This is a genomic window from Actinomadura sp. B10D3 (genome assembly GCF_039871695.1).
Lineage (GTDB): Bacteria > Actinomycetota > Actinomycetes > Streptosporangiales > Streptosporangiaceae > Spirillospora > Spirillospora madurae.
In genome coordinates, this window is the sequence record NZ_JBDPLY010000012.1 from 61,882 (window position 1) to 87,517 (window position 25,636).

The following is a 25,636-nucleotide window of genomic DNA, read 5'->3' on the forward strand; positions in this document are numbered from 1 at the left end:
TACGGGAAGACGGTGAGGGAGGCAGGCAATGGCGGAGAAGGCACCGGCGTCGGTCTGGACGCGGCCCGCGCGGGCGCGGCGCGAGCAGCCGGCGCTGAGCCGCGACCAGATCGTCGACGCCGCGCTCGACCTGCTCGACGCCGAGGGGCTGGACGGGCTCAGCATGCGCCGCCTCGGCACCCGGCTGAACTCCGGCGCCACCTCGGTGTACTGGCACGTCGCGAACAAGGACGAGCTGCTCGAACTCGCGCTCGACCGCGTCATGGCCGAGGTGGAGGTCCCCGCCGGGGACGGCTGGCGCGAGGCCGCCGCCGGGTACGCGCGCAGCCTCCGCGCGATGATCCACCGGCATCCGTGGACGATCACCCTCTTCGGCAGCCGCCCGATGATCGGCCCGAACGCCACCCGCATCCTGGACGAGGTGCTGGCCGCGTTCGGCACCGCCGGGTTCGCCGGTTTCGACCTGGAGTACGCCTGGTCCGCCGTGGTCGACTACGTCATCGGCGCCGCGGGGAGCGAGGTGAGCTGGCAGCGCAACCAGGCGGGCACGTCCGGCGCCGAATGGGTCGAGAGCCTCGGCCCTTACCTGGAGGGGCTGGACGCCGAACGTCCCGGGCTGGCCGCCCACATCCGCGACATCTGGATGAAGGAGACCGGCGACGTCCTGGAAGGCCGGTTCACGTTCGGCCTCGCGTGCGTCCTGGACGGCTTGGAGGCCCGGCGTCCCTGACGCCGTGCGCGGGCGATGCCCCCCGCCTGGACGGTGGGCGGAGAGCATCGTGTGGGGGCGGCGTTCACCGAGGGACAACGGCAGCGCTCACCACCTCCGGGTCCGGAAGGGTCAGAAGGGCAGCTCAGCGGGAGGCTTCGGCTTGGTGTGGGTCCAGCCCTCCGAGCGGGTCGCCACGTAGTTGATGACGAAGCCGGGCTTCATCTCCGCGTACGGCCCGCCGGGCTTGGTCAGCGTGTCCTGCACGGCCAGCAGCCCCCCGGTCCGCGGATCGAACACGATCATCTGGCGGTGGCTGTAGGTTCCCCGCTCGGCCTTCGGCCCGCCCCACTCGCCGTCGATCGTCGTGGTGCGCTCGCCCGCCGCCAGCGCGACGCCGCTGCGGCCCAGCGGATCGGCGACGGTGCCGATCGCCTGGATGCCCGGCCGCGCGGCCAGCGCCCGCATCAGCGCCGCCCGGACCTTCGGCGTCACCGGGGCGTTGCTGAGGATCGACGCGGTCCGCCAGATGTCGCTCTCCTGCAGGGCCTCGGCCTTCATCCTCGGGTCGGACCCGCTTCCCGAGGGGTCCGCCCCGCGGCGCGCCGCGTCCCCCTTGCCCAGCAGGATCTCGGCGAGCCTGGCCGGATCGGCCGGCAGGTTCTGCCACTCCTCGATCGACTTGCCGAGGAACTCGCCGCCGCCCTCGGGGAGGACGCCGACCTCCGGGCCGTGCGACCGCCACGGCGTCGCCTTGGCCCTGTAGGTGAAGTAGTGGTCGTTCGACCAGACCCGGAAGCTCTTCGGCGACCCGGCACGCTTCCACGCGGCCTCGTCCTGCGGGGTGAGCGGCCTGGCGGGCAGGTCGCGGTTGTAGTACGCCTCGCCGGACCCCTTCTTCACGCCCGCCCAGTGGAACGACTCGCTCGCCGCGCCGACGATCGCGTACGTGCCGGTCTTCGCCCGGACGATGTACGACTGCCCGTCGAGGCTGTTGGTGTGCCAGTACTTGCCGGTCGGCGCCAACTCCGCCTTGGCCGCCGCCGCGAGCACCGCCTTCCTGTGCAGGTCGACGGTTCCCGGCGTCCCCGGCGAGCCGGGCGAACCGGAGGAGCCCTGCCCCGTGAGGGCGATGGCGACGGCCGCCGCCGCGCCCACCGCGACCAGCCCGGCGCCGAGCTTCACCGGCCACCCGAACCGCCGCCGCGGCCGGGGCGCCCGGACGTGCCCGCCGCCCGGCGCCATCGCGTCCTCCAGCATGGACAGCGCCTTCGCCGTGACCTCCTGCGACGGGGGCGGAGGCTCCTGCAGCAGATCCCGGACCTGATCCATCACGTTCTTCTCTTTCTCGTTCACGCGGGCGACTCCTCAACCATCAGCGCGCGGTGCGTCCCGCCGAGCGACTCCCTCAGGCGGCGCCGGGCCCGGTGCAGCCGGGAGGCGACCGTGCCCGTCTTCAGGCCGAGCGCCTGCCCGACCTCCTCGTACGACAGGTCGGCGAGCGCGACCAGCAGCAGCACGTCCCGGTCACCGCGCGGCAGCCCGGCCAGCGCGTCCGCGAGATCGGCCCCGGCGCCACCGGCGGTGACGCGCGCCGTGACGCGGTCCTCGTGGCCGTCCTCGAAGTGATCGGCGGGGGTGCGGGCGAGCGCCCGGAAGCGGCGGCCCTCGGCACGGCGGTGCAGCCCGATCAGCCGGGTCGCGATGCCGTACAGCCAGGGCCGGACGCTGCCGCGCGCCGGGTCGAAGCGCCCGCGCTTGCGGAACGCGGCGAGGAACGTCTCGGCCGCGATGTCGTCGGCCGCGTCCACACCGAGCCGCCGGGCCGCGTAGCCGTGGATCGCGGCGAAGTGGCGGTGGAAGATCTCCGTGAACGCGGCCGGGTCGCGCCGCGACCGCACGATCGCCTCCGCGTCCGCCGCGTCCGCGCTCAGATCAGGCGGGGGGTGAGGGGCCATAGGGATGATCCTCGCTCTGGGGGAAGTGCTCGGTCATTCCGTTCTCAACCGAAGCCCCGTATCGCCTTCACGGGGCACGCCCTCCGCCCGCGCGGCGGGGCGGAGGGCGTGCGCGGCCCCGGGTCAGAAGGGTGGCTTGGCCGGCGGCTTCGGCTTGGCGTCCGTCCAGCCCGTGTCCCGGACGAGCCAATAGTTGATCACGAATCCGGGTTCGCGGTCCCGGTACGCCCCGCCGGGCTCGGTCAGCACCAGCTGCTCGGTGAGCAGCTCGCCGGTGGCCGGGTCGAAGACGAGCTCCGACCGCGCCCGGTAGGTCCCCTGCTCCTCGGGCGGCGCCCCGAACTCGCCGTCCACCGTCGACGGGCTCTCCTCGGCGGCCAGCGCGACGCCCGTCCGACCGAGCGGGTCGGTCGCCGTGCCCAGCGACCGGATTCCGGGCTGCGCGGCGAGCGCCCGCATCAGCCCCGCGCGCACCTTCGGCGGCAGCGGCGCGTTCTCCAGCAGCGACGCGGTGATCCCGAGCTTCACGCTCGGCGTCATCTTCCGGTCGCGCAGGCGGACGGCCTTGTTCCTGGAGTCGCGGTCCGGCGTGTAGAACATCCTGGCCAGCACGCCGGGATCGGTCGGAAGCCGCTGGATCTCCGCGACGGTCAGCGTCCGGCCGGTCCCCTGCACGAAGTACTTGCCGCCGCCCGCCGGGTCGGGATCGTCCACCTCCCATTCCGTCGTCTTCTGGCCGTAGGTGTAGTAGTGGTCGTTCGACCAGACCTTGAACTTCGTGGGCGAGCCCGCGCGCCGCCACGCCGCCTCGTCCTTCTTCGTCAGCGGTCTGGCGGCCAGGTCGCGGCCGTAGAACGCCTCGCCCCCGCCCTGCTTCGCGGCGGCCCACTGGAACGTCTCGCTGTGCGCGCCGACGATCGCGTAACTCCCGGTCTTCGGCCGCATCATGTACGACTGGCCCTGGATCTGGTCGGTGTACCAGTACTTGCCGGTCGGCATCAGCTCCGCCTTCGCGGCCGCAGCCAGCACCGCCTTCCTGCCCAGGTCGACCCGGGACGGCGGCGCCTCCGGCGAACCCTGGGCGGTGACCGCGACGGCGACGGCGGCCGCGGCGCCCGCGGCGACGACCCCGAGGCCCAGCCCGGCCGGCCACCCGAAGCGGATGCGCCGTGCGGGCTTCTCCTCCCATGCGGCACGCGCGTCGGCGATCTCTCGTGCGGTCGGCGGGGCGGGCTCCCCGTACGCCTCGCGGACCGTCCGCAGCTCATCCATGGTCGTTCTCCCCTTCGTGCATCGGGTTCGTCCCGCCGAGTGCCTCGCGGACCTTCTTCCTGGCCCGGCTGAGCCGGGAGCCGACCGTCCCGTACGGGACGTCCAGCGCCGCCGCGACCTCCTCGTGGGTGAGGTCGGCGAGCGCGACGAGCAGGAGCACGTCCCGCTCGCCGGCGGGCAGCCCGGCGATGGCGCCGGCGAGCCGCCCCCGCAGGCCCTCGGCGCTGACCCGGGCGTCCACCCGGTCCGCGTGGCCGCCCTCGTCCGGGACGGGGCCGAGCCGCGCGCGGGCCCGGAGGCCGCGCACCTCGCCGCGCCGGTGCTTGCCGATCAGGTTGGTCGCGATGCCGTACAGCCAGGTCCGCACGCTCGCCCGTGCCGGGTCGTAGCGGTGGCGGCGGCGGAACGCCTCCAGGAACGTCTGGGACGCGATGTCGGACGCGGCGTCGGGGCCGAGCCGCTTGGCGGCGTACCCGTGGATCTCGGCGAAGTGGGCGTCGAAGACCTCGCCGAACCGTTCGGGGTCGTCCAGGGACGGCCGTGGCGCGGCCGGACCGGTGCCGCGCCGGGCCCGCCCGGGCCCCGCCCGGGCCCGGCCGCGCCGCGGCAAGGGGGTTCCCCGTCATGTGGTGCCTTTCCGTCGGGCGGATGGCGGTCACACACGTATCACCCGGAACCCCTCACCGCTTTCGCTTCGGTCCGTACTGCCGCTTACCGGACGCGGTAGGCGCGGACGATGCGCTGGTCGATGCCGCCGCCGTCCCCGTCCTGGGCGGTGCCCCACAGCGACACGGCCACAGAGGCCGATCACCTTCGCGCCGAATGCCCGGCACACCGGGAACCGGAATAGGTGTGTCAATCGTCCTGTTGAAGAGGACGTCAGCAAAGTTGAGTCCAGTCGACTCAAGTCATTTGACAAGGGCGCGACCGGACGGCACTCTTGCGGACAGAAGACTCAACCGGCCGCGCCCTGGGGGGCGACCGGGGCTGCGAGGACACCGGCAACGGGGTTGCAACCGGAAACGACGGAGGACGAGAAACATGGCACGTGCGGTCGGCATCGACCTCGGGACGACCAACTCGGTCGTCGCGATTCTGGAGGGCGGCGAGCCCACCGTCATCGCGAACGCGGAGGGGTCGCGGACCACGCCGTCCGTCGTCGCGTTCGCCAAGAACGGGGAGGTCCTGGTCGGCGAGGTCGCCAAGCGCCAGGCGGTGACCAACGTGGACCGGACGATCCGGTCGGTCAAGCGCGAGATGGGCACCGACTGGAAGACCAAGATCGACGACAAGGACTTCAACCCCCAGCAGATCAGCGCGTTCGTGCTGCAGAAGCTGAAGAGGGACGCCGAGGCCTACCTCGGCGAGACCGTCACCGACGCGGTGATCACGGTCCCCGCCTACTTCTCCGACCACCAGCGGCAGGCCACCAAGGAGGCCGGCCAGATCGCGGGCCTGAACGTCCTGCGCATCATCAACGAGCCGACCTCGGCGGCGCTGGCCTACCACCTGGAGAAGGAGAACGAGGCCACCATCCTGGTCTTCGACCTCGGCGGCGGCACGTTCGACGTGTCCCTGCTGGAGGTCGGCGACGGCGTGGTCGAGGTCAAGGCCACCAGCGGTGACAACCACCTGGGCGGCGACGACTGGGACAACAAGGTCGTCGACTGGCTGGTCGAGAAGTTCAAGAACGCCAACGGCGTCGACCTCGGCAAGGACAAGATGGCCCTCCAGCGGCTCCGCGAGGCCGCCGAGAAGGCGAAGATCGAGCTGTCCGGCTCGTCCGAGACGCAGATCAACCTGCCGTACATCACCGCGTCCGCCGAGGGCCCGCTGCACCTGGACGAGAAGCTCACCCGGGCCGAGTTCCAGCGGATGACCTCCGACCTGCTCGACCGGACCAAGGCGCCGTTCCACTCGGTGCTGAAGGACGCCGGCATCACGGTCGACGGCATCGACCAGGTCGTCCTGGTCGGCGGCTCGACCCGGATGCCCGCGGTGTCCGACCTGGTGAAGGAGCTGACCGGCGGCAAGGAGCCCAACAAGGGCGTCAACCCGGACGAGGTCGTGGCGATCGGCGCCAGCCTCCAGGCCGGCGTGCTGAAGGGCGAGGTCAAGGACGTCCTGCTGCTGGACGTGACCCCGCTGAGCCTCGGCATCGAGACCAAGGGCGGCATCTTCACCAAGATCATCGAGCGGAACACCACGATCCCGACCAAGCGGTCGGAGACGTTCACCACCGCCGACGACAACCAGCCGTCCGTGGAGATCCAGGTCTACCAGGGCGAGCGCGAGATCGCCGCGTACAACAAGAAGCTCGGCACCTTCCAGCTCACCGGTCTGCCGCCGGCGCCGCGCGGCGTCCCGCAGATCGAGGTCACCTTCGACATCGACGCGAACGGCATCGTGAACGTCAGCGCGAAGGACCAGGGCACCGGCAAGGAGCAGTCGATGGTCATCACGGGCGGCAGCGCGCTGCCCAAGGACGACATCGAGAAGATGGTCCGCGACGCCGAGCAGTACGCCGAGGAGGACCGCAGGCGCAAGGAGGAGGCCGAGGTCCGCAACCAGGCCGACACCCTCGCGTACTCGACCGAGAAGTTCCTGCGGGAGAACGACGAGAAGGTCCCCGAGGAGCTGAAGACCGAGGTCAACGACGCGGTCGCCGAGGTGAAGAAGGCCCTGGAGGGCACCGACGTCGACGCGATCAAGGGCAGCGCCGAGAAGCTGGCGCAGGTCAGCCAGAAGATGGGCGCGGCCATGTACGCGCAGAACCCGGAGGGTGCCCAGGCGGGTGCCGACGACGCCGGGCCGACGGCCGACGCCCAGGGCGGCGAGCCGCAGGACGACGAAGTGGTCGACGCCGAGATCGTGGACGACGACAAGCCGAAGGGTGATGCATCGTGACGTCCTCCCCCAACGAGGGCGAGGAGAAGGAGGGCCCGGTGATCCGCGACAAGCGGCGCATCGATCCCGAGACGGGGGAGGTCCGGGCGCAGGCGGCGGAGTCGTCGCCGGCCCCGGAGGCCCCCGCGAACGGGGGCGCCCCGGTCACCGACGAGGAAATCTCCTCGCTCAGGACCCAGCTGGCGGAACGGCTCGCCGACCTCCAGCGCCTGAAGGCCGAGTACGACAACTACCGCAAGCGCGTCGAGCGCGACCGGGTCGCGGTCCGCGAGCAGGCCCTCGGGCAGGTGCTGTCCGAGCTGCTCCCGGTGCTGGACGACATCGGCCGCGCCCGTGACCACGAGGAGCTCACCGGCGGGTTCAAGTCCGTCGCGGAGAGCCTGGAGGCGGTCACCGGCAAGCTCGGCCTGGAGCGGTACGGAGAGAAGGGCGAGCCCTTCGACCCGGTCGTGCACGAGGCGCTGATGCACTCGCTCTCGGCGGAGGTGACCGAGACGAGCGTCATCGACGTCCTGCAGCCCGGCTACCGGATCGGCGAGCGGATCCTGCGGCCCGCCCGCGTGGCGGTGGCCGACCCGGACCCGGACGCCGCACCGGACGCGTCCGGCGCCGAGCCGGGCGACACCGACGACGAACCGGGCGAGTGAACCCCGGGGGGCCCGTCCCGTCCGGGGCGGGCCCCACTTCGGGGCATGAAGGCATGTGGCAAGTGGCGAGAGCAGAAGGCGGGGCGCCGTGAGCACCAAGGACTATCTGGAGAAGGACTACTACAAGGTCCTCGGTGTCGCGAAGACGGCCTCACAGGAGGAGATCAAGAAGTCCTACCGGAAGCTGGCGCGCAAGTACCACCCGGACGCCAACAAGGGCGACACCGAAGCCGAGGACCGCTTCAAGGAGGTCTCCGAGGCCTACGACGTGCTGTCCGACGAGAAGCGCCGCAAGGAGTACGACGCGGTGCGGTCGATGCCGGGCGGCTTCCGCGGCCAGCAGGGCGGCGGCTTCCCGTTCGACCTCGGCGACCTGTTCGGCCAGCCGGGCGGCGGGACGCAGCCCGGCGGCGCCGGCGAGCGCATCGGCGACCTGTTCGGCGGCCTGTTCGGCCGCGGCGGCGGGGGCGGCACCCGCACGTCCGGCACGCGGCGCGCCCGGCGCGGCGCGGACGTCGAGACCGAGGTGACGCTGTCGTTCGGCCGCGCGATGAACGGCGTGACCGTCCCGATCAAGCTGACCAGCGAGGCGGCCTGCAACGCCTGCCGGGGCACCGGCGCGAAGGCCGGCACCGTGCCGCGGGTGTGCCCGAACTGCGAGGGCACCGGGCACGAGACCCGCAACCTCGGCAACTTCGGCTTCCAGGAGCCGTGCCACGACTGCCGGGGCCGGGGCCTCGTGGTGGACGACCCGTGCCCGGTCTGCCACGGCAGCGGCCGCGCGACCGGCACCCGCACGATCCAGGCCCGCATCCCGGCGGGCGTCGCGGACGGGCAGAAGATCAGGCTCAAGGGCAAGGGCGCGCCGGGCGAGAACGGCGGCCCGGCCGGCGACCTGTACGTGAACATCAAGGTGCTCCCGCACACGGTGTTCGGGCGCAGCGGCGACAACCTGACCCTGACCGTCCCGGTGACCTTCCCCGAGGCCGCCCTCGGCGCCGAGATCAAGGTGCCGACGTTCCAGGGCCAGCCGGTCACGCTGAAACTGCCGGAGGGCACGCCCAACGGCCGCAAGTTCCGTGTCAAGGGGCGGGGGGCGCCCCGCCGCGACGGCACGAAGGGCGACCTGCTCGTCACCGTGGACGTGCACGTCCCGCAGAAGCTCGACGAGCGGTCCCGCGAGGCGCTCGTCCGGCTGCGCGACGCCGGCGCCGGCGACGACCTGCGCGCCGGACTCCTCCAGCAGGCCAGACAGGAGTAGTCATGAGCGGCGGGCGAACGGAGTGAGCCATGAACACTGATCCTTTCGGCGACGACACTCCGGTCTACGTGATCTCCGTGGCGGCCCAGCTGTCCGGGCTGCACCCGCAGACCCTGCGGACGTACGACCGGATGGGCCTGGTGTGCCCCGGCCGGACGGCGGGGCGCGGACGCCGCTACTCGATGCGCGACATCGTGATGCTCCGCGAGATCCAGCGGCTCTCGCAGGAAGAGGGCATCAACCTGTCCGGAATCAAGCACATCCTGGAGCTGCAGCGCGACAACGCGCGGCTCCGCGAGGAGCTCGCCAGGGCGCACGCCGCGCTGGAGGAGCTCGCCAACGAACTCGAATCGACCCGTTCCGTCGCGGCGCGGCTGGCGCAGCAGCGGCGGCACGGGGAACCGGGCGGCGCACCCGGCGGCGATCTCGTGCCCATCCGGCACACGAGTGTCGTCGTTTGGCATGAGCGCGACTCGGACTGAAATCGTACTTGTCGGGGGGTCTGGGGGTCGTCCCCCCAGATGAACAGAGCCCGGGGGGCGGAGCATGGACTACAAGCTGACGCAGAAAAGCCAGGAGGCGCTGTCGGTCGCGGTCCGCAGGGCGGCGGCCGAGGGGCACCCCGAGGTCGATCCCCAGCACCTGCTGGTGGCCCTGATCGGGCTGCCGGACGGCACGGCCGTGCCGCTGCTGGAGGCGATCGGCGCCGATTGGCAGGTCATCCGGCGGCGGGCGGAGGAGCGGCTCGCCGCGATGCCGAAGGCGCAGGGGTCGACGGTCGCGACGCCGCGGCTGTCCGGCCAGCTCCAGCGGTCGATCAACACCGCGGCGAACCGGGCCCAGCAGCTGGAGGACGAGTACGTCTCGACCGAGCACCTGCTGGTCGGGCTGGCCGCGGACGGCGGTCCGGCGGCGGGCCTGCTGAAGGAGTTCGGCGCCACGCCGCAGGCGCTGCTGGACGCGTTCGAGAAGGTGCGCGGCCACGCCCGCGTCACCACCGAGAACCCGGAGGGCACCTACCAGGCGCTGGAGAAGTACGGCGTCGACCTGACGGGGGCGGCCCGCGACGGCCGGCTCGACCCGGTCATCGGGCGCGACTCGGAGATCCGCCGGGTCGTGCAGGTGCTGTCACGGCGCACGAAGAACAACCCGGTGCTGATCGGTGAGCCCGGCGTCGGCAAGACCGCCGTGGTGGAGGGGCTGGCGCAGCGGATCGTCGCGGGCGACGTCCCGGAGTCGCTGCGCGGCAAGCGGCTCGTCTCCCTGGACCTGAGCGCGATGGTCGCGGGCGCCAAGTTCCGCGGCGAGTTCGAGGAGCGGCTCAAGGCCGTCCTCAACGAGATCAAGGAGAGCGACGGGCGGATCGTCACGTTCATCGACGAGCTGCACACCGTCGTCGGGGCCGGCGCGGCCGAGGGCGCGATGGACGCCGGCAACATGCTGAAGCCGATGCTGGCCCGGGGCGAGCTGCGGATGATCGGTGCGACGACGCTGGACGAGTACCGCGAGCGCATCGAGAAGGACCCGGCCCTGGAGCGCCGCTTCCAGCAGGTCTTCGTCGGCGAGCCCTCCGTGGAGGACTCCATCGCGATCCTGCGCGGGCTGAAGGGCCGCTACGAGGCGCACCACAAGGTGCAGATCAACGACTCGGCGCTGGTCGCGGCGGCGACGCTGTCCGACCGCTACATCACGTCCCGGTTCCTGCCGGACAAGGCCATCGACCTGGTGGACGAGGCCGCGTCCCGGCTGCGCATGGAGATCGACTCCCGCCCGGTGGAGATCGACGAGCTGCAGCGCGCCGTGGACCGGCTGAAGATGGAGGAGCTGAACCTCGCCAAGGAGACCGACGAGCCGTCCCGGGAGCGCCTCGACCGGCTCCGCAAGGACCTGGCCGACAAGCAGGAGCAGCTCACCGGCCTCGTCGCCCGCTGGGACAAGGAGAAGGCGAGCCTGAACCGCGTCGGCGCGATCAAGGAGCGGATCGACCAGCTCCGCGGCGAGGCCGAGCGCGCCCAGCGCGACGGCGACCTGGAGACGTCCGCGCGGCTCACCTACGGCGAGATCCCCGCGCTGGAGAAGCAGCTGGAGGAGGCGTCGGAGGAGGCCGAGAACCGCGACGCCATGGTCAAGGAGGAGGTCGGCCCGGACGACGTCGCCGACGTGGTCGCGTCCTGGACGGGCATCCCGGCGGGCCGGCTCCTCGAAGGCGAGACGGCCAAGCTGCTGCGCATGGAGGAGGAGCTGGGCCGGCGCCTCATCGGCCAGCAGGCCGCCGTCCGGACCGTGTCGGACGCGGTGCGCCGCGCCCGCGCGGGCATCTCCGACCCGGACCGCCCGACCGGCTCGTTCCTGTTCCTCGGCCCGACCGGCGTCGGCAAGACCGAGCTGGCGAAGGCGCTCGCGGAGTTCCTGTTCGACGACGAGCGGGCGATGACCCGCATCGACATGAGCGAGTACTCCGAGAAGCACTCCGTCGCCCGGCTCGTCGGCGCCCCGCCCGGGTACGTCGGCTACGAGGAGGGCGGGCAGCTCACCGAGGCCGTCCGGCGCCGCCCGTACTCGGCGGTGCTGCTGGACGAGGTGGAGAAGGCGCACCCCGAGGTGTTCGACATCCTCCTGCAGGTCCTGGACGACGGCCGCCTGACCGACGGGCAGGGCCGCACGGTCGACTTCCGCAACACGATCCTGATCCTCACGTCCAACATCGGGTCGCAGTTCCTCGTCGACCCGACGCTGGAGAACGGGGCGAAGCGCGAGGCGGTCTGGAACGCCGTCCGGAACTCGTTCAAGCCGGAGTTCCTCAACCGCCTGGACGACGTGATCCTCTTCGACGCGCTCTCCACGGACGAGCTGACCCGCATCGTCGACCTCCAGGTCGACACGCTGGCCAAGCGCCTCGCGGACCGGCGGCTCACCCTCCAGGTGACGCCCGCGGCCCGCGAGTGGCTGGCGCTGACCGGCTACGACCCGCTGTACGGGGCGCGGCCCCTGCGGCGCCTCGTCCAGACCGCGATCGGGGACCAGCTCGCCCGCGAGCTCCTGTCCGGCGAGATCCGCGACGGCGACGAGGTGATCGTCGACCTGGACGAGGCCGCCGACGCCCTGACCGTCCACGCGGCCAAGGGGCTGACGGTCTGACGGGTGCCCCAGGGGTCGCCCCCTGGGGCACGCGCGTCACACCTCCAGGCTCTCCTCGATCTCGCGGAGGCGGTGGCGGGCGAGGGCGAGGTTGGCCCGGCCGCGGTCGAGGGCGGCGTAGAGGAAGAGGCCCTTGCCCTTACGGCCGGTCACCGGGCGGATGACGTGGTACTGCGTGGAGATGCTGATGAGAATGTCTTCGATCTCTTCCTTGATGCCGAGCTGCTCCATCGTGCGGAGCTTGGCGCGCACCACCTCGGTGTTGCCGGCGGAGGCGATCTGCAGGTCGAGGGCCTTGGAGCCGCCGAGCTGCCCGAGGGCCATGCCGCTGTTGTAGTCGACGACGGCGACCCCCACGGCGCCGTCGATCGCCATCATGTCCTTCAAGGCGAGGTCCAGGTTGGACATGCGTTTCCCCTTTCGATTCCAGTGACGCGTGATTGCGGTTACGGGCGGCGCGTGCCGGTGAGGTGCGCGGCGATGGCACGGGCCGCGGGGCGCGACTCCAGGTGGAGCCGGCCCACGTTGACGGACGGGCCCGCGAGGACCGTGAGCGACGCGGTCGGCCCGGCCGCGTAGATGACGACGTAGCCGTCCACGCCCCGGATCACCACCTCGTGGAAGGCGCCGCCGTGCGCGGTCTGCGCGATCCGGTGCGCGAGGGACAGGCCGGTCGCCGTCACGGCCGCCATCCCGGACGGCTCGACGGACTCCGGCAGGTCCTGCGCGACGAGCAGCCCGTCCGCCGACGCGACCAGGCTGCCGGTGAGCTGCGGGACGCGTGCCCGCAGCGTCCGCAGCTCCGCCGCCACCTCCGTCTCGGGACGCGGGACCACCGCTCGTTTCGCCACCTTCGTCAGCCTTTCGATCGAACGTCTCACCGGTCGGCCGGCCCACTCGGCCCGTCGCACGGTCAGCCGAGCTCCACCAGCGCCGCCCGGAGCCGTCCGAGCAGGTCGTGGTCGGCCGGTGCCCATTCGGCCGGGATCTCGGCCCGGGGCGGTGGCGGGGGGCCGGGGACGGCGGGCGGGTCCGTCCGGATCAGGGACGCGGCGGCGAGGCCGCGCACCGCGAGCAGGCAGCCGAACGCCGTCCGGCCGAGGTCGCGGGCCAGCCGGCCGGGGGTGCGCCGGCCGTCGGCGTTGAGCAGGATCTCCGCCTGGACGCCGGTGAGGATGACGCGCTGCCGCCGGACGCGGCGGACCGGCACGACGGGAGCGGCGTCCACGCCCGCGTCCGGCCAGGCGGCGTCGAGGAGGGCGCGGCGCCGGCGCCGCTCGTGCACGAGCGTCGCCACGGTGACCCGAAGGGGACGCCCGCGCGGCGAACCCTCGGTGAACACCGGCTCGGCCGTGGAGCCGAGGAGGAAGTAGGCGGCGTCGAACAGGGCGAGCAGCGCCGGCAGTTCAGGGTCGGCTCCGCCCGGCGGGGGTTTCGGCGCGTGCGGGCTCTCGGCGTGGACGACGGCGCCGCGGTCGAAATGGACCGTGCCGTCGCCGCCGAGACGGAGCATGCCGGTGCGCCTTTCCCGTTCGAGCGAGCCGAGGACGTCCGAAATGGTGGTCCGCACCGTCTCAGCCGCCCGTCATTTCGCCGACGAGAGAGCGCATCCGGATCCGGGCGAGCGCGAGGTTCCCGTGCTGCCGGTCGAGCAGCAAATGGACGAACAGGTGGCCGTCGAGATCGGCGTCGGTGAGGGCCAGCAGGTGATATCCGTGCGTGCCGCAGACGATGATCTCCTCGACGTCGTCCCCCGCGGCGGTGGCGCTCAGCGCCGGCGTCGTCAGCACGGCGCGCACCACGTCGGTCGCCCCGGCCGCGTCCTCGTGCTGGTCGACGAGATCCTCCCGGCCGGCCGCGGCCACGGCCAGCCCGCTGGCGCAGTCGACCAGGGTCACCCGCTGCGCCCCCGGTATGGCCATCATCCGCGCAAGGCAGTCGTCAATGCGCAAGCCCATTCCCCCACCGAATGAGAGTTGCAGGAACTCGACCTTAGCCAGGTTTTCCCCACTCGCACCACAAACTCGGAAAAGCGAGCGACCGGGATATAAATACCACCTAGGATGCGAACCGGTCAGCGCGGATATGCCCGTTTTACCCGCAGAATCGGCCCGTCACCCACCCCTTTCCGACACACCCCCAAAAGCCGTGAAGCCACGACGTTTGATCGGATTCGCCGAGCGGTCAGAGGGTGTTCAGGCGGTGAGTGAGGTAGCGGCGGTCGGGGGTCGCGCGGGCCAGGGCGAGGGCCTCGCGGTAGGCCTGGGCCGCCTCCTCCCTGCGGCCCAGGCGGCGGAGCAGGTCGGCGCGGGTTGCGTGGAGCAGGTGGTAACCGTCGAGGCCCTCGATCCGGTCGACGAGGGCGAGGCCCGCCTGCGGGCCGTCGGCCATGGCCACCGCGACCGCCCGGTTCAGCCGGACGACCGGCCCCGGGTTCATGGTCTCCAGGCGCCCGTACAGGGCGGCGATCTGCGGCCAGTCGGTGTCCTCGGCGGTGCGGGCGGTGGCGTGGCAGGCCGCTATGGCCGCTTGCACCTGGTACGGGCCGGGAGCGCCCTGCTGCAGGGCCTCCTCCAGGAGCGGGGCCCCTTCGGCGATCGCGGCGCGGTCCCAGCGGTCGCGGTCCTGGTCCTCCAGGGCGATCAGGTCGCCCGCCGCGTCCTGCCGGGCGGCGCGCCGGGAGTGCTGGAGCAGCAGGAGCGCGAGGAGGCCGGTGACCTCCGGGTCGGCGGGCATCAGGCCGTGCAGGACGCGGGCGAGCCGGATCGCCTCGGCGCACAGGTCGACCCGCACAGGGTCGTCGCCCTCGGTCGCCGCGTACCCCTCGTTGAACAGCAGGTACACCACGCCGAGGACGGACGCGGTGCGCTCTGGCAGCAGGTGCGCGGGAGGGACCCGGTAGGGGATGCCCGCGTCCCGGATCTTGCGTTTGGCCCGGACGATCCGCTGCCCCATCGCCGGCTCCGCGACCAGGAACGCCCGCGCGATCTCGCCGGTCGTCAGGCCGAGGAGCGTGCGCAGCGTCAGCGCCACGCGCGCCTCGATCGGCAGCGCCGGATGGCAGCAGGTGAAGATCAGCCGGAGCCTGTCGTCGGGGACGCCGCCGGTGTCGGGCGGTTCCTGCGGCCCGGTCATCGTGCCCAGCTCCTTCAGCTTGGCGGTCTCGGTCACGCCGCGCCGGATCCGGTTCAGCGCGTGGTTGCGGGCCGTCGTGGTCAGCCAGGCGCCCGGGCGGCGCGGCACGCCGTCGTCCGGCCACCGTTCGAGGGCGCGGGCGAACGCCTCCTGGGCGCACTCCTCGGCGAGGTCCCAGTCGCCCGTCATGCGGATGAGGGTCGCGACGACCCGTCCCCACTCGTCGTGGAAGGCCGCCGCGACCGCCCGCTCGACGCCGCCCGTCATCCCTCCCCGAGCGGCCAGAACGGCCGCAGCTCGATCGACCCGTACCGCGCCGACGGGTGCCTGGAAGCGATCTCCAGCGCCTCCTCCAGGTCGGCGCAGTCGAGGAGATCGAAGCCGAGGATCTGCTCCTTGGTCTCGGCGAACGGGCCGTCGGAGATCAGGGTCTCGCCGTCCCGCACCCGGACCGTCGTGGCGGCGTCGGCGTGCCGCAGCCGGTCCCCGAACCGGCGGACGCCGCGGTCGTCCATCTCCTTGACCCACGCCACCGTGTCGGCCATCATCGCCGCCTGGTCGTCCGGGGACATCTCGCGCCCCGGCACGCCGCAGATGAGCATCATGTACTGCATGGTTCCTCCTATCGGACTCTGACCTTCTCCGGCCGCGAAACTCGTCGGACCGGTGCCGCGAGCAGGACGCCCACGACGAGCACGCCGGCCAGGGCGATCCCGGCCGACGCGTCGAACGCCGCGCGGAACCCGGCGGCGGGGCCCGGCCAGGACAGGACGGCGGTGGACGAGACCGCCACCCCGAACGCGCCGCCGAGCTGGAACGCGGCCGTGTTGATCCCGGACGCCAGGCCCGCGTCCCCGGCGGCGGCCCCGGCGAGCGCGGCGACCGCCCCGGCCACCCCGCACGCCCCCAGCCCGAACCCGAGCAGGGCCAGGCCCGGCAGCAGTCCCGCCGCGTACCCGCTGGTCTCCGTCACGCGCCCCAGCAGCAGGCAGCCCGCCGCCATGACCGCGAGCCCCGCCATCGCCACCGGCCGGACGGCGACGCGCCGCAGCGCCGCCTGCGCCGTGTACGACCCGGCGACCGCCATCACGGGCAACACCGCCGTCGCGAACCCGAACTCCAGCGGCGAGTACGCGAGGACGCCCTGCGCGAACCGCGAGAGGGCGAACGACGTCCCGAACACCGCCATCGCCGCCACCAAGGTCACGGTGTTCCCGCCGACCAGCCGGCGCGACCGCAACGTCCGCAGCGGGACGAGCGGTGCCGCCGACCGCGCCTCCACCCGCACGAACAGCGCCCCGGCGGCGACCGCCACCGCGAACGCGGCGGCCGTCCAGCCGCTCGTCCAGCCGACCTCGGGAACCTGGACGACCCCGTACACCGCCGCCGACACCGCGAGCGTCACCGTCAGGGCCCCCACCGGGTCGTAGGCACGTCCCCCGTTCCGGCTCTCGGCCAGCAGCACCGGGCCCAGACCGAGCAGCAGCACCGCGACCGGGATGTTCAGGAAGAAGATCGACCGCCATCCCAGCACGCCCGTCAACGGCCCGCCGACCAGCAGCGCCGCCGTCGCGCCGAAGCCGCCGACGCTGCCCCACACCGCGATCGCCCGGTTCCGCTCCGGCCCCTCCGCGAACGTCGCGGTCACGATCGACAGCGCGCTCGGCGCCATGAGCGCCGCCGAAATCCCCTGCAGAACCCGAGCGCCGATCAGCACCCCGCCCGTCCACGCGGACCCGCACAGCAGCGACGCCACGAGGAACAGGGCCGTCCCGCCAAGGAACGTCCGCCGCCTGCCCGCGAGATCGGCCGTGCGCCCGCCGAGCAGCAGGAGCCCACCGAACCCGAGCAGGTAGGCACTCAGCACCCACTGCGCCCCGCCTCCCGCGAACCCCAGATCGCGCTCCACCGACGGCAACGCCAGCAGCACGATCTGCGAATCGAGGATCACCATGAAGTTCGCCGCACACAGCAGCCCCAACACTCCCCAAAGCCGCGCGGTCATGTCTCTCCCCTTCCGCCGGATCAGCTCTCCCCCTCCCGACAATCGACCGGCCCCGTTTTCGACACCCACCCCCGAAAAACTCACCCGCCGCCCGCACCCCCTCCCACCGGCCGTCGTAGTAGAGCTGGGCGGATGTGCCTTATTTGGTGAGCCAGTACAACGTCACGTTGGTGAGGAGCAGGTCGCGGTTCACGGCGTCCTCGGGGAGCGGTTAGGTCGGGTTCGTCCACTCCCAGAACTTCTCCACGATCCACGCGAGTTGCCCGGTCGGTGAGTCGCTGAGCCCGTAGGCGAGCGTTTGGGGTCGGGTGCTCTGTAGATCGGCGTAGCCGGTGCCGACCTCGCGGAGGCGTTCCGCTGCGGCGATGCGTGCCCTCTCATCGGGTGTGAGGTTCTGCAGGTCGCCTTCCTGGAGGTCCACGCCACGAGAATATCCTCGTTGGGCGAGGATATTCGTCAGCCGTTGAGCCAGTCGGCGGGGAAGTCGTCCCGGAAGCGGTCGAGGGTCTCCTCGTCCCGGGCGCGGACGGAGAGCCAGCCGCCGGTGTCCCAGACGAGCACTCCCGGGCCGGTGTAGAAGGCGGCCTCACCGCCGGGGTACGCGGGGAAGGGCAGGCGGGTGAACCGGCGGGCCAGTTCGTCGCCGTCCTCGTAGTCGCCGGAGTCGCAGAGGGGATCCTCCGCCAGGACCGACTCCGTCAGGACGATCTCGATGCAGGAGATGGAGAAGGCGTCCAGCCAGCCCTCCCAGCGCTCGGCCTCCTTGTCGGCGAGGTCGGGACGCGTGCGGACGGGCGGATCCGCCTGGTCGAGGTCGGCGAGGAGGACGCCCCACGACGCGGCTCCCTGGTTCTCCTCGCGGAAGACCAAGGCCTCCTTGCGGTCGTCCATGTAGAACTCGCCAGGGCTCAGGAGGTGGTGCATGTTGCTGTGCAGGTCGAAGCGGCGGCCGAAGAGGGTGTACGCCTCGCGCAGGGCGGCGGGCAGGCGTATGCCCAGGGCCTCCTCTGCCGCGGCCAGCTCGGTCTCCGGCGTGCCGTCGCCGGCCGCCAGCGGGGTGGACCAGGCTTCGGCGAAGCCACGGATGTACTCCCAGGCCGCCGACCGGTCGGCCAGCGCGCCCGGGAGGTCGCGGACGAGCTCGAATGAGGTCACGCAGGCGAAGCTACTCCGTTCGTCCGACACCGTCAGGCGGTCTTGATGGCGCCTCCGTCGATGACGTGGTCGGCGCCGACCGTGCTGGCGCCGGGGTCGCCAGGACGACCGTCCACCGGCGCTTCGCCACGCGCGAGGCGCTGATCGACGCGCTGACCCGGTGGGCGGCCGAGCGGTTCGCGGCGGCCGTCGCCGCCGCGCGCGCCGACACCGCCCTCACCAGCCTTGTAGTGGACACGCTCTCGCGGGGAATCGCCACCGAGACCCCGGTTCCGCTGTGAGCGTGCAAGCGTTCCGTACAGAACGTACAGAAGGCAGAGTCTTCCCCATGAAGCTTCTGATGCTGGGCGGTACGGAGTTCGTCGGACGCGCCATCACCGAGGACGCGCTCGCACGCGGCTTGGACGTGACCGTCTTCCACAGGGGACGCCACGAGCCGCCCCAGGGCGCGACGTCGGTCCACGGCGACCGGACCACCGAGGACGGTCTGAAGGCTCTCGCCGACGGAAACTGGGACGCGGTCGTCGACACCTGGTCGGGCGCGCCGTCCGCAGTCCGTGACGCCGCACGCCTCCTGGAAGGACGGGCAGACCGCTACGTCTACATCTCCAGCCGCTCGGTCTACCAGTCCCCCACACCGCTCGGTATGGGCGAAGAAGCAGACGTGGTGGACGGCTCCCCGGACGACGTCGACGTCGACTACGCGGCGGCCAAGCGCGGTGGTGAACTGGCGGCTCTTGAGACGTTCGGCCAGAAGGCGCTGCTGGTGAGGGCAGGGCTCATCCTCGGTCCGTACGAGAACATCGGCCGGCTCCCCTGGTGGCTGACCCGGATCGCCAAGGGCGGCCCTGTACTGGCACCCGGCCCGCGTGACGCCGGCGTGCAATTCATCGACGTCCGGGACCTGGCCGCCTGGACACTCGACGCGATCGAGCAAGGCCTCGACGGTCCGTACAACCTGACCAGCCCGGCCGGCCACACGACGATGGGCGGGTTGCTGGAAGCGTGCGTCGCGGCGACGGGTTCCGACGCCGATCTGGTCTGGACGGCCCCGGAAACCATCCTCGAAGCAGGCGTCCAACCCTGGGTGCAGCTTCCCGTCTGGCTTCCGCCCGGCGACGACTACGACACGATTCACCGGACGAACGTGGAGAAGGCCGTCGGCGGAGGGCTTCGTTGCAGGCCCGTCCAGGAAACGGTGACGGATACCTGGGAGTGGCTCCAGTCCATAGGCGGACGCGCCCCGCAGCGCCCCGACCGACCGGTGGTGGGGCTGGACCCGGTGACCGAGGCGGCGGTGCTGGGACGCTGAGACGAGACGGGTGGACGCGGCGCCCCCCGGTCCGCTAGAGAGACGGGGTATGACCGCTTTGGTAATCGGCCCCCACCTCCGCCACGTGAGTCACCGCACCGCGACGATATGGGTGGAGACCGACCGGCCCTGCGAAGTCAGGGTCGTCAGCCGGCAGCACGACCTGGACGCGGGCTCCCGCACGTTCACCGCGCATGGTCACCATTACGCAGTCGTCGAGATCGACGGGCTCGCGCCCGGCGCGCGGATCCCTTACGAGGTGTCGATCGACGGCGAGATCGTCTGGCCGGAGGGCGACAGCGGGTTTCCACCGTCCGAAATCAGGACGCTGTCCGAAGACGGCGGGCTCCGCATCTCGTTCGGGTCCTGCCGCCGTTCGCCCGGCACCGTGGAGGAGTTCGGGCACGACGCGCTCACCTCGTTCGCGCACCGGTTGCGGACGGGGGGCGACGCGGTCACCTGGCCGGACATCCTGCTCATGGTCGGCGACCAGGTCTACGCCGACGAACTGAGCGACGAGATGCGCGCGTTCATCCGGGGCCGCCGCGCCCAGGGCGAGCCGCCGGACGACGAGGCCGCCGACTTCGAGGACTACACGCACCTCTACAAGCTGGCCTGGCACGACGACCCGGAGGTGCGCTGGCTGCTGTCCACCGTCCCCACGTTCACGATCTTCGATGACCACGACATCCGGGACGACTGGAACACCTCGTACGCGTGGCGCCAGGAGATGTGGTCGCAGCCCTGGTGGAAGGACCGCATCACCGGCGGGATCGGGTCGTACTGGATCTACCAGCATCTCGGGAACCTGTCGCCGCAGGAACGCGCCTCTGACCCCGTCTACAAGGCGGTGCGGACGGCGTCCGACACCACGGGCGACGCGGGCACCGTCCTGGACGAGTTCGCCGAGAAGGCCGACAAGCACCCGGACAGCACGCGCTGGAGCTACGCCCACGACTGGGGCGGCACGCGCCTCATCGTCGTCGACAGCCGATGCTCCCGGCTGCTCACCGCCGACCGCCGTGGAATGCTCGACGACGACGAGTTCGACTGGCTGGACGGTCAGTGCCAAGGCGGCGTGGACCATCTGCTCATCGCCAGCTCCCTGCCCTACCTGCTCCCCATGGCAATCCACTATGCCGAGTCGTGGAACGAGGCGATGGCCGGCGGCGCTTGGGGCAAGCGTGGGGCGCGCCTGGCCGAGAAGGTACGCCAGGCGGCCGACCTGGAGCACTGGGCCGCGTTCGAGAAGTCGTTCCGCGATGTCGCCGCCGACGTCGTCGCCGTGGGCCGGGGGGAGCGCGGCTCCGCGCCGGCGAGCATCTCGTTCCTGTCGGGCGACATCCACTACTCGTACCTGGCGCGGGTCACGTCACCCGACACCCAGTCGAAGGTCTCCCAGATCGTCTGCTCCCCCCTGCGGAACCCGCTCGTCGGGAAGTTCCGGTGGGCGAACCGCATCGCCTACTCGCGGACGACGGGCGCACCGTTCCGGCTCCTGGCCAAGCTGGCCAAGGTGCCCACCGTCCCGATCCGGTGGCGCATGACCGACGGCCCGTGGTTCGACAACGCCATCGCCACCGTCGAGCTGTCCGGACGCGACTGCACGGTGCGCTGGGAAACCCCGAAGGACGGCGGCAAGCTCACCCAGATGGGGCGCGCCGACATCACCTGATACGCGAAGTGCGTTCGTTCCACCCCCTCGACGGAACGAACGCACCCGCTTCACGCACTACTCCAACGGCGGCGCGCCCCCTCCATGACGCCACTTCGCCCAGGTTTCTGTGACCAAAACGCGCGACAAGCCGTGGTCAACCCGTCACAATGAGCAAGTATGGAGCGAGGAGAGGACGCGCCCGAAAGGGGCACCGTTCGGCCAGGCGGCGCGGGGGCCAGTGACGCCGCGGCCGGCGACACGGGGGTCGGCGCGGGCACCGGGGACGCGGGGGCCAGCGACGACGCCCTGATCCGCCGGGCTCGCGACGGCGACGCCTCCGCCTACGAGACCCTCTACGAACGGCACCTGCCGGCTGCGCGAGGCCTCGCCCGCCATCTGGCCGGACGGGACGCCGCCGAGGACGCCGTCCAGGACGCCTTCGCCAGGATCCTGGCCGTCCTGAAACGCGGCGGCGGCCCTGGATCGGGCTTCCGCCCCTACCTGCTCACGGTGGTGCGGCGCACCGTCTACGACCGGCAGCGCACCGACCGGCGCGTCCACCACACCGACGACATCGAGGCGTTCGACCACGGGACGCCGTTCGAGGACACCGCCATCGAGGAACTGGAGCGCTCGATGGTGGCGCGCGCGTTCCTGTCCCTCCCGGACCGCTGGCAGACGGTCCTCTGGCACACCGAGGTCGAGGGCGAGAGGCCGGCCCAGGTGGCCCCGATCCTCGGTGTCACGGCGAACACCGCCGCCGCGCTCGCGTACCGGGCGCGTGAAGGGCTGCGCCAGGCGTACCTGCAGATGCACCTGGACGGCATCGAGGCGGACGACGCGTGCCGTCCCGTCCAGGAGAAGCTCGGCTCGTACGTGCGGGGCGCGCTCGCCGCCCGCGAGACGCGCCGGGTGAAACGCCACCTGGACGGCTGCAGACGCTGCGCGACCTTCCACGCCGAGCTGGCCCACGTGAACTCGGCACTGCGCGACGTCCTCGGCCCTCTCGCCCTGGGCTCGGCCAGCACCGCCTACCTGGCGTCCAAGGGCGGCGCCCTGCCGTGGTTACGGCGCTTACCGAGACGTGCCCAGGCAGTCGGCGCGGGCATCGTCGCCGTCGCGGCGGCCCTCGCGCTGGTGCTCGTGTCCGACGGCGAGCCCGCTCCCGCTCCGCGCAGACCACCGGCCGCGGCGATGCCGACCGTCCCGGTCGCCGCGCCGCCTCCTCCTCCCCGTCCAGCGACGGCGAACCCCGGCCCGAAGACAGGCCCCCACCCGGCGTCCGCCCCCGAGCCGGCGATGGCGCCCGACCCGACGACCGCCCACGACCCGACCGACCCGAGGACACCAAAGCCCAGACCACGCCTCACGCCCGAAGCTCCCCAGCACGTCCCGCCCGAACCGGGAGAACCCGGCGACCCGCACCAGCCGGCCCCCGAAAAGCCCGTCGAAGAACCTGGAGGCTCACTCGTCCAGATCCAACTGCGCGTGACTCCGCGCTCCGTGAAGGTGCACGTCCGACTCAGGGACGACACCGCACTGCATAGGGCCCGCCATGACCGGTTGAAGTAAGGGTCGCGGGGATACCGCGACTGAACCGGCGACCTGATTCTTCCCGTAAAGATCCTGCGGAAGCTCAGGGCGGGGCCGGATCGGCTGGTAGCGTCCGCCGCGGCTCCCATCTCGCGGTTACTGGGGAGTCGCCAACCGGCGGGTCGCCATGAAAGAGTGGCGAATCGCCGTATTGGCCTACCGGGCAGACGGGCTTCACTACGCTATAAGCGCCCGGGGCCGCTACGCCGATGTGGGCATGCTGTGAGCTCCCGTGTTGAGGAAGGACGGTGTCGCATGGATCGCTGCGCGCTGTTCGTAGACGCCGGCTACCTGCTGGCCGACGGCGCCATGGCGGTGCACGGCACCCGCCATCGCGAGACCGTCTCGTGGGACTTCGGCGGCCTCCTGCAACTCCTGGGCAACCTCGCCAGAGAACGCACCGGCATGCCCCTCCTGCGCTGCTACTGGTACGAGGCGACGGTCGAGGGACGCCGCAACCCCGAGCACGACGCGCTCGCCGACCTTCCCGGGCTCAAGCTGCGCCTCGGCCGGATCCGGCCCGGCCGCCGCGAAGGCGTCGACACCGAGATCCACCGCGACCTGATGACGCTGGCCCGCAACTCCGCGCTCACCGACGCCGTCCTGGTGAGCGGCGACGAGGACCTCGCGCAGGTCGTCGCGGACGCCCAGGACTTCGGCGTCCGCGTCACCGTCGTGCACGTCGCCGTCGACGGCAACTGGACGATCTCCCGGGTGCTCCGCCAGGAGTGCGACGACCTCATCGAGATCGGCTCCGGCCACCTGCGCCCCTACGTCAACCTCCTCACCGGCATGGACGGGACGTCCTCGCACGGGACGAGCCCGCTGTCCAACGGGCACGGCTCCGTCAACGGGCACGGCAGCTCGATCGGCCCGCTCCAGACGACCTCGAACAACGGGGGCCCGCCGCCCGCGTCCCCGCTCAGCGGGCAGCCGGCCGGCACCTCGTCCGTCCGCGACCTCGGCCCGGCCATGACCGGCGGGCTGAGCGGCGGCGGTCCCGGGACGACCGGCGGCGTCGGCCCCGGACCGAACTCGGGCACCGGCCCGGTTCCCCTGCCGAACGGCACCGGCGGCTACTCGGCGTCGTCCTACGGCACCGGCGGGCAGCAGGTCCCGCTGCAGCCCGCCCCGGCCGGGCCGTCCTCGACGCAGGCCCCGCAGGCCCCGTCCCCGTCGCCCGCACCGGCGCCGTCCCAGCCGCCGCCGAGCCCGCAGTACAGCTCTTCGCCCGTCCCGTCGCCCTCCCCGCCGCCGCCACCGCAGACGATGCAGCCCGCGGTGCAGCCCACGGTGCAGCCCACGGGGCAGCACGGCCCCTACACGGGTCCGCAGCAGATGCCCGTCCCCGCGCAGCAGGCCCCCACGCTCGCGGACGCCGTCAAGGCCGCCCACCAGGAAGGCCAGGACTTCGGCGAGTCCGTCGCCCGCGACGCGCCCGCGCTGTGGCTGGAGGCCGTCCTCGCCCGCAAGCCGCGCATGCCGTCCGACCTCGAGGCGAGGCTGCTGCAGGGCTCCTCGCTGCCCATCGACTTCCTCCTGCACGACGAGGTGCGGCACGCGCTGCGCCGCGGTTTCTGGGACGCCCTAGAACGTTCCCGCAGGTGACCTGACACCTACGCACCGGTATTCCACGATCATCGTCGATTCGCCCGCTTCGGTCGCGCGACGGCGGGTAGCGTTGAACCGTGACGCATGTGACGGAAGACGATCTCGACGACCTGGAGTTCGACACCCTGCGCACCGGCGATCACATCTCGGCGGCCCGCCGGCTGTCCGAGCTGGCCGAGTCGGTGTCCGGCGGAGTGTCACGCGCCAACGTCCTGCTGCGGGCCGGCGAGCAGTGGCAGCACGCCGGCGATCACGGCAGGGCCGCCGAGCTGTACCGCAGGGCCATGGAGGACGGCGGCGAGACCTACGGCGACCCGCGCGCCTACCTCGCCGACGCGCTCTTCGAACTGGGCGAGGCCGACGAGGCCCGCAAGCTCGTCGAGCAGATCCGTGCCGACAAGCCGAGCGACCCCGAGGTGTACCGCACCGTGGCCGAGGTGCTCTACGCCCAGGGCGACGCGACCGGCGCCCACGAGTGGGCCACCAGCGGCGCCGACGTCGTCCTCGAACTGCGCGACCGCGCGGTCGGCACCGGCATGGGCGGCGGCCCCGACGAGGCCCCCGCTCCCGACGCCGACTCCCTCACCCCGGGCCCCGACGACGTCGCCCTGGCCGAGGACAGCCTGGAGGCCCTCCTCCGCCTCCGCTACCGCGCCCGCATCGACCTGGGCCGCAAGGAAGACGACTACGACGCCCTTCTGGACGACCTCCTGAAGAACGCGTGAACGCCCGGGGCTAGGACAGCCCCAGTACCAGTTCGCTGAGCGACTGCGCGACCGTGGCCGGGGGTTCGTGCTCGGTGACGCGCCAGTCGCGCAGGCGGGCCTCTCTGGCGGCCTGGGCGTGGCCGGAGGAGGCGGTGCGGTCCGCATGGGTCCAGAGGTAGCCGCAGGGCGCCTCCGGCCAATCTGGGGGCATGGGGACGTCGTTCTGCGGCTCCGCGTGGTCGTGGGCGAGGCGGCGCGGGAGATCGGCGTCGATGAACACGTACCCGCGGATGGGGCGGTGCGCGGCGCGCTGCGCGAGGGCGATGCCCGGCACCAGCGGCCCGGCGGCGCCGTGCGCCGCGAGGGTGAGCGGCGGCGCCGGGGCGGTCGCGGTGATGATCAGCGAGACGCGGGCGATGTAGCGGGGGCCGGTGTCGTCCGGAACGTCCGGCGCGACGACGTCCAAGCCGTACGAGCGGAGCATCTCGGGCAGATCGCCCCAGGAGGCCGCGGTGGCGGCCGGGGCGTGCAGCAGGACGACGGTTCCGGTGGTCACCCGGCGAACCGTA

General features: G+C 72.2%; 26 protein-coding genes. 12 read left to right on the forward strand and 14 right to left on the reverse strand.

Annotated features, from left to right (window positions below; genetic code table 11):
• Positions 1-28: 28 nt before the first annotated feature.
• Positions 29-730 (forward strand): TetR/AcrR family transcriptional regulator C-terminal domain-containing protein, encoded by a 702-nt coding sequence (locus ABGB11_RS19400; protein ID WP_347634680.1) that lies wholly within the window; start codon positions 29-31, stop codon positions 728-730.
• Between the two features lie 111 nt (positions 731-841).
• Here the strand turns inward: ABGB11_RS19400 and ABGB11_RS19405 are convergent, their stop codons facing one another.
• The 4 genes from ABGB11_RS19405 to ABGB11_RS19420 all read right to left on the reverse strand — a co-directional run bounded on the left by ABGB11_RS19405 (position 842) and on the right by ABGB11_RS19420 (position 4,549).
• Entirely contained in the window at positions 842-2,065 is a 1,224-nt protein-coding gene (locus ABGB11_RS19405; RefSeq protein WP_347634682.1) for a hypothetical protein, read from the reverse strand.
• The gene (locus tag ABGB11_RS19410) at positions 2,062-2,667 is read right to left on the reverse strand and encodes an RNA polymerase sigma factor (RefSeq protein WP_347634683.1); all 606 of its coding nucleotides are present in this window, start codon (positions 2,665-2,667) and stop codon (positions 2,062-2,064) included. Before ABGB11_RS19410 ends, ABGB11_RS19405 begins: the two co-directional genes overlap by 4 nt.
• A gap of 123 nt (positions 2,668-2,790) precedes the next feature.
• Complete coding sequence (locus tag ABGB11_RS19415) at positions 2,791-3,939, reverse strand: CU044_5270 family protein (RefSeq protein WP_347634685.1); 1,149 nt, start codon at positions 3,937-3,939, stop codon at positions 2,791-2,793.
• Positions 3,932-4,549 (reverse strand): RNA polymerase sigma factor, encoded by a 618-nt coding sequence (locus tag ABGB11_RS19420; protein WP_347634687.1) that lies wholly within the window; start codon positions 4,547-4,549, stop codon positions 3,932-3,934. Before ABGB11_RS19420 ends, ABGB11_RS19415 begins: the two co-directional genes overlap by 8 nt.
• Positions 4,550-4,980: 431 nt before the next feature.
• Here ABGB11_RS19420 and dnaK point away from each other — a divergent pair, with 431 nt between their 5' ends.
• From dnaK to clpB, 5 genes are all read left to right on the forward strand, one after another.
• Positions 4,981-6,846, forward strand: coding sequence for a molecular chaperone DnaK (gene dnaK / locus ABGB11_RS19425; protein ID WP_347634689.1), 1,866 nt, complete (start codon positions 4,981-4,983; stop codon positions 6,844-6,846).
• Entirely contained in the window at positions 6,840-7,493 is a 654-nt protein-coding gene (grpE, locus tag ABGB11_RS19430) for a nucleotide exchange factor GrpE (RefSeq protein ID WP_347634953.1), read from the forward strand. Before dnaK ends, grpE begins: the two co-directional genes overlap by 7 nt.
• Positions 7,494-7,581: 88 nt before the next feature.
• Positions 7,582-8,754 carry a molecular chaperone DnaJ gene (gene dnaJ / locus ABGB11_RS19435; protein WP_347634691.1) on the forward strand — a complete coding sequence of 391 codons (1,173 nt, stop codon included), beginning with the start codon at positions 7,582-7,584 and terminating at the stop codon, positions 8,752-8,754.
• Positions 8,755-8,783: 29 nt separating this feature from the next.
• The gene (locus tag ABGB11_RS19440; protein ID WP_250358966.1) at positions 8,784-9,236 is read left to right on the forward strand and encodes a helix-turn-helix transcriptional regulator; all 453 of its coding nucleotides are present in this window, start codon (positions 8,784-8,786) and stop codon (positions 9,234-9,236) included.
• A gap of 64 nt (positions 9,237-9,300) precedes the next feature.
• A complete protein-coding gene (clpB, locus tag ABGB11_RS19445) occupies positions 9,301-11,892 on the forward strand; it encodes an ATP-dependent chaperone ClpB (protein WP_347634694.1) in 2,592 nt (863 codons plus the stop codon).
• A gap of 36 nt (positions 11,893-11,928) precedes the next feature.
• Here the strand turns inward: clpB and ABGB11_RS19450 are convergent, their stop codons facing one another.
• From ABGB11_RS19450 to ABGB11_RS19490, 9 genes are all read right to left on the reverse strand, one after another.
• Positions 11,929-12,300, reverse strand: a complete 372-nt coding sequence (locus tag ABGB11_RS19450; protein ID WP_347634696.1) for a hypothetical protein — start codon at positions 12,298-12,300, stop codon at positions 11,929-11,931.
• A 38-nt stretch (positions 12,301-12,338) separates the two neighbouring features.
• Entirely contained in the window at positions 12,339-12,743 is a 405-nt protein-coding gene (locus ABGB11_RS19455) for a roadblock/LC7 domain-containing protein (protein WP_347634698.1), read from the reverse strand.
• A gap of 62 nt (positions 12,744-12,805) precedes the next feature.
• The gene (locus ABGB11_RS19460) at positions 12,806-13,462 is read right to left on the reverse strand and encodes a hypothetical protein (protein ID WP_347634700.1); all 657 of its coding nucleotides are present in this window, start codon (positions 13,460-13,462) and stop codon (positions 12,806-12,808) included.
• A gap of 4 nt (positions 13,463-13,466) precedes the next feature.
• Complete coding sequence (locus ABGB11_RS19465) at positions 13,467-13,850, reverse strand: hypothetical protein (RefSeq protein WP_347634702.1); 384 nt, start codon at positions 13,848-13,850, stop codon at positions 13,467-13,469.
• Between the two features lie 226 nt (positions 13,851-14,076).
• Positions 14,077-15,294, reverse strand: a complete 1,218-nt coding sequence (locus ABGB11_RS19470; RefSeq protein ID WP_347634704.1) for an RNA polymerase sigma factor — start codon at positions 15,292-15,294, stop codon at positions 14,077-14,079.
• The gene (locus ABGB11_RS19475) at positions 15,291-15,641 is read right to left on the reverse strand and encodes a YciI family protein (RefSeq protein ID WP_347634706.1); all 351 of its coding nucleotides are present in this window, start codon (positions 15,639-15,641) and stop codon (positions 15,291-15,293) included. The genes ABGB11_RS19470 and ABGB11_RS19475 overlap by 4 nt, the downstream gene beginning before the upstream one ends.
• Positions 15,642-15,649: 8 nt before the next feature.
• Positions 15,650-17,032 (reverse strand): MFS transporter, encoded by a 1,383-nt coding sequence (locus ABGB11_RS19480; protein WP_347634708.1) that lies wholly within the window; start codon positions 17,030-17,032, stop codon positions 15,650-15,652.
• A 211-nt stretch (positions 17,033-17,243) separates the two neighbouring features.
• Positions 17,244-17,453, reverse strand: a complete 210-nt coding sequence (locus tag ABGB11_RS19485) for a hypothetical protein (protein WP_347634710.1) — start codon at positions 17,451-17,453, stop codon at positions 17,244-17,246.
• Between the two features lie 35 nt (positions 17,454-17,488).
• Positions 17,489-18,187, reverse strand: coding sequence for a hypothetical protein (locus ABGB11_RS19490; protein WP_347634712.1), 699 nt, complete (start codon positions 18,185-18,187; stop codon positions 17,489-17,491).
• A 65-nt stretch (positions 18,188-18,252) separates the two neighbouring features.
• On the opposite strand from ABGB11_RS19490, the gene ABGB11_RS19495 reads away from it, so the two are divergent.
• The 6 genes from ABGB11_RS19495 to ABGB11_RS19520 all read left to right on the forward strand — a co-directional run bounded on the left by ABGB11_RS19495 (position 18,253) and on the right by ABGB11_RS19520 (position 25,085).
• On the forward strand, positions 18,253-18,468 hold the full coding sequence (locus tag ABGB11_RS19495; RefSeq protein WP_347634714.1) for a hypothetical protein: 216 nt from the start codon (positions 18,253-18,255) through the stop codon (positions 18,466-18,468).
• Positions 18,469-18,515: 47 nt separating this feature from the next.
• A complete protein-coding gene (locus ABGB11_RS19500) occupies positions 18,516-19,499 on the forward strand; it encodes an NAD-dependent epimerase/dehydratase family protein (protein ID WP_347634716.1) in 984 nt (327 codons plus the stop codon).
• 49 nt (positions 19,500-19,548) lie between these two features.
• Positions 19,549-21,174 carry an alkaline phosphatase D family protein gene (locus ABGB11_RS19505; RefSeq protein WP_347634718.1) on the forward strand — a complete coding sequence of 542 codons (1,626 nt, stop codon included), beginning with the start codon at positions 19,549-19,551 and terminating at the stop codon, positions 21,172-21,174.
• A gap of 159 nt (positions 21,175-21,333) precedes the next feature.
• Positions 21,334-22,728, forward strand: coding sequence for a sigma-70 family RNA polymerase sigma factor (locus ABGB11_RS19510; RefSeq protein ID WP_347634720.1), 1,395 nt, complete (start codon positions 21,334-21,336; stop codon positions 22,726-22,728).
• Between the two features lie 276 nt (positions 22,729-23,004).
• Positions 23,005-24,357, forward strand: a complete 1,353-nt coding sequence (locus ABGB11_RS19515) for an NYN domain-containing protein (RefSeq protein WP_347634722.1) — start codon at positions 23,005-23,007, stop codon at positions 24,355-24,357.
• Between the two features lie 80 nt (positions 24,358-24,437).
• Positions 24,438-25,085, forward strand: a complete 648-nt coding sequence (locus ABGB11_RS19520; RefSeq protein WP_347634724.1) for a tetratricopeptide repeat protein — start codon at positions 24,438-24,440, stop codon at positions 25,083-25,085.
• 10 nt (positions 25,086-25,095) lie between these two features.
• Here the strand turns inward: ABGB11_RS19520 and ABGB11_RS19525 are convergent, their stop codons facing one another.
• Entirely contained in the window at positions 25,096-25,623 is a 528-nt protein-coding gene (locus ABGB11_RS19525; RefSeq protein ID WP_347634726.1) for a hypothetical protein, read from the reverse strand.
• Positions 25,624-25,636: the final 13 nt, after the last annotated feature.

Excerpts from the sequence above, each read along its gene's own strand:
- ABGB11_RS19400 (WP_347634680.1), top strand. The coding sequence starts at position 29 with ATGGCGGAGAAGGCACCGGCGTCGGTCTGGACGCGGCCCGCGCGGGCG.
- ABGB11_RS19410 (WP_347634683.1), bottom strand. The coding sequence starts at position 2,667 with ATGGCCCCTCACCCCCCGCCTGATCTGAGCGCGGACGCGGCGGACGCG.
- ABGB11_RS19415 (WP_347634685.1), bottom strand. The coding sequence starts at position 3,939 with ATGGATGAGCTGCGGACGGTCCGCGAGGCGTACGGGGAGCCCGCCCCG.
- dnaK (WP_347634689.1), top strand. The coding sequence starts at position 4,981 with ATGGCACGTGCGGTCGGCATCGACCTCGGGACGACCAACTCGGTCGTC.
- ABGB11_RS19440 (WP_250358966.1), top strand. The coding sequence starts at position 8,784 with ATGAACACTGATCCTTTCGGCGACGACACTCCGGTCTACGTGATCTCC.
- clpB (WP_347634694.1), top strand. The coding sequence starts at position 9,301 with ATGGACTACAAGCTGACGCAGAAAAGCCAGGAGGCGCTGTCGGTCGCG.
- ABGB11_RS19450 (WP_347634696.1), bottom strand. The coding sequence starts at position 12,300 with ATGTCCAACCTGGACCTCGCCTTGAAGGACATGATGGCGATCGACGGC.
- ABGB11_RS19465 (WP_347634702.1), bottom strand. The coding sequence starts at position 13,850 with ATGGGCTTGCGCATTGACGACTGCCTTGCGCGGATGATGGCCATACCG.
- ABGB11_RS19470 (WP_347634704.1), bottom strand. The coding sequence starts at position 15,294 with ATGACGGGCGGCGTCGAGCGGGCGGTCGCGGCGGCCTTCCACGACGAG.
- ABGB11_RS19475 (WP_347634706.1), bottom strand. The coding sequence starts at position 15,641 with ATGCAGTACATGATGCTCATCTGCGGCGTGCCGGGGCGCGAGATGTCC.
- ABGB11_RS19480 (WP_347634708.1), bottom strand. The coding sequence starts at position 17,032 with ATGACCGCGCGGCTTTGGGGAGTGTTGGGGCTGCTGTGTGCGGCGAAC.
- ABGB11_RS19500 (WP_347634716.1), top strand. The coding sequence starts at position 18,516 with ATGAAGCTTCTGATGCTGGGCGGTACGGAGTTCGTCGGACGCGCCATC.
- ABGB11_RS19505 (WP_347634718.1), top strand. The coding sequence starts at position 19,549 with ATGACCGCTTTGGTAATCGGCCCCCACCTCCGCCACGTGAGTCACCGC.
- ABGB11_RS19510 (WP_347634720.1), top strand. The coding sequence starts at position 21,334 with ATGGAGCGAGGAGAGGACGCGCCCGAAAGGGGCACCGTTCGGCCAGGC.
- ABGB11_RS19515 (WP_347634722.1), top strand. The coding sequence starts at position 23,005 with ATGGATCGCTGCGCGCTGTTCGTAGACGCCGGCTACCTGCTGGCCGAC.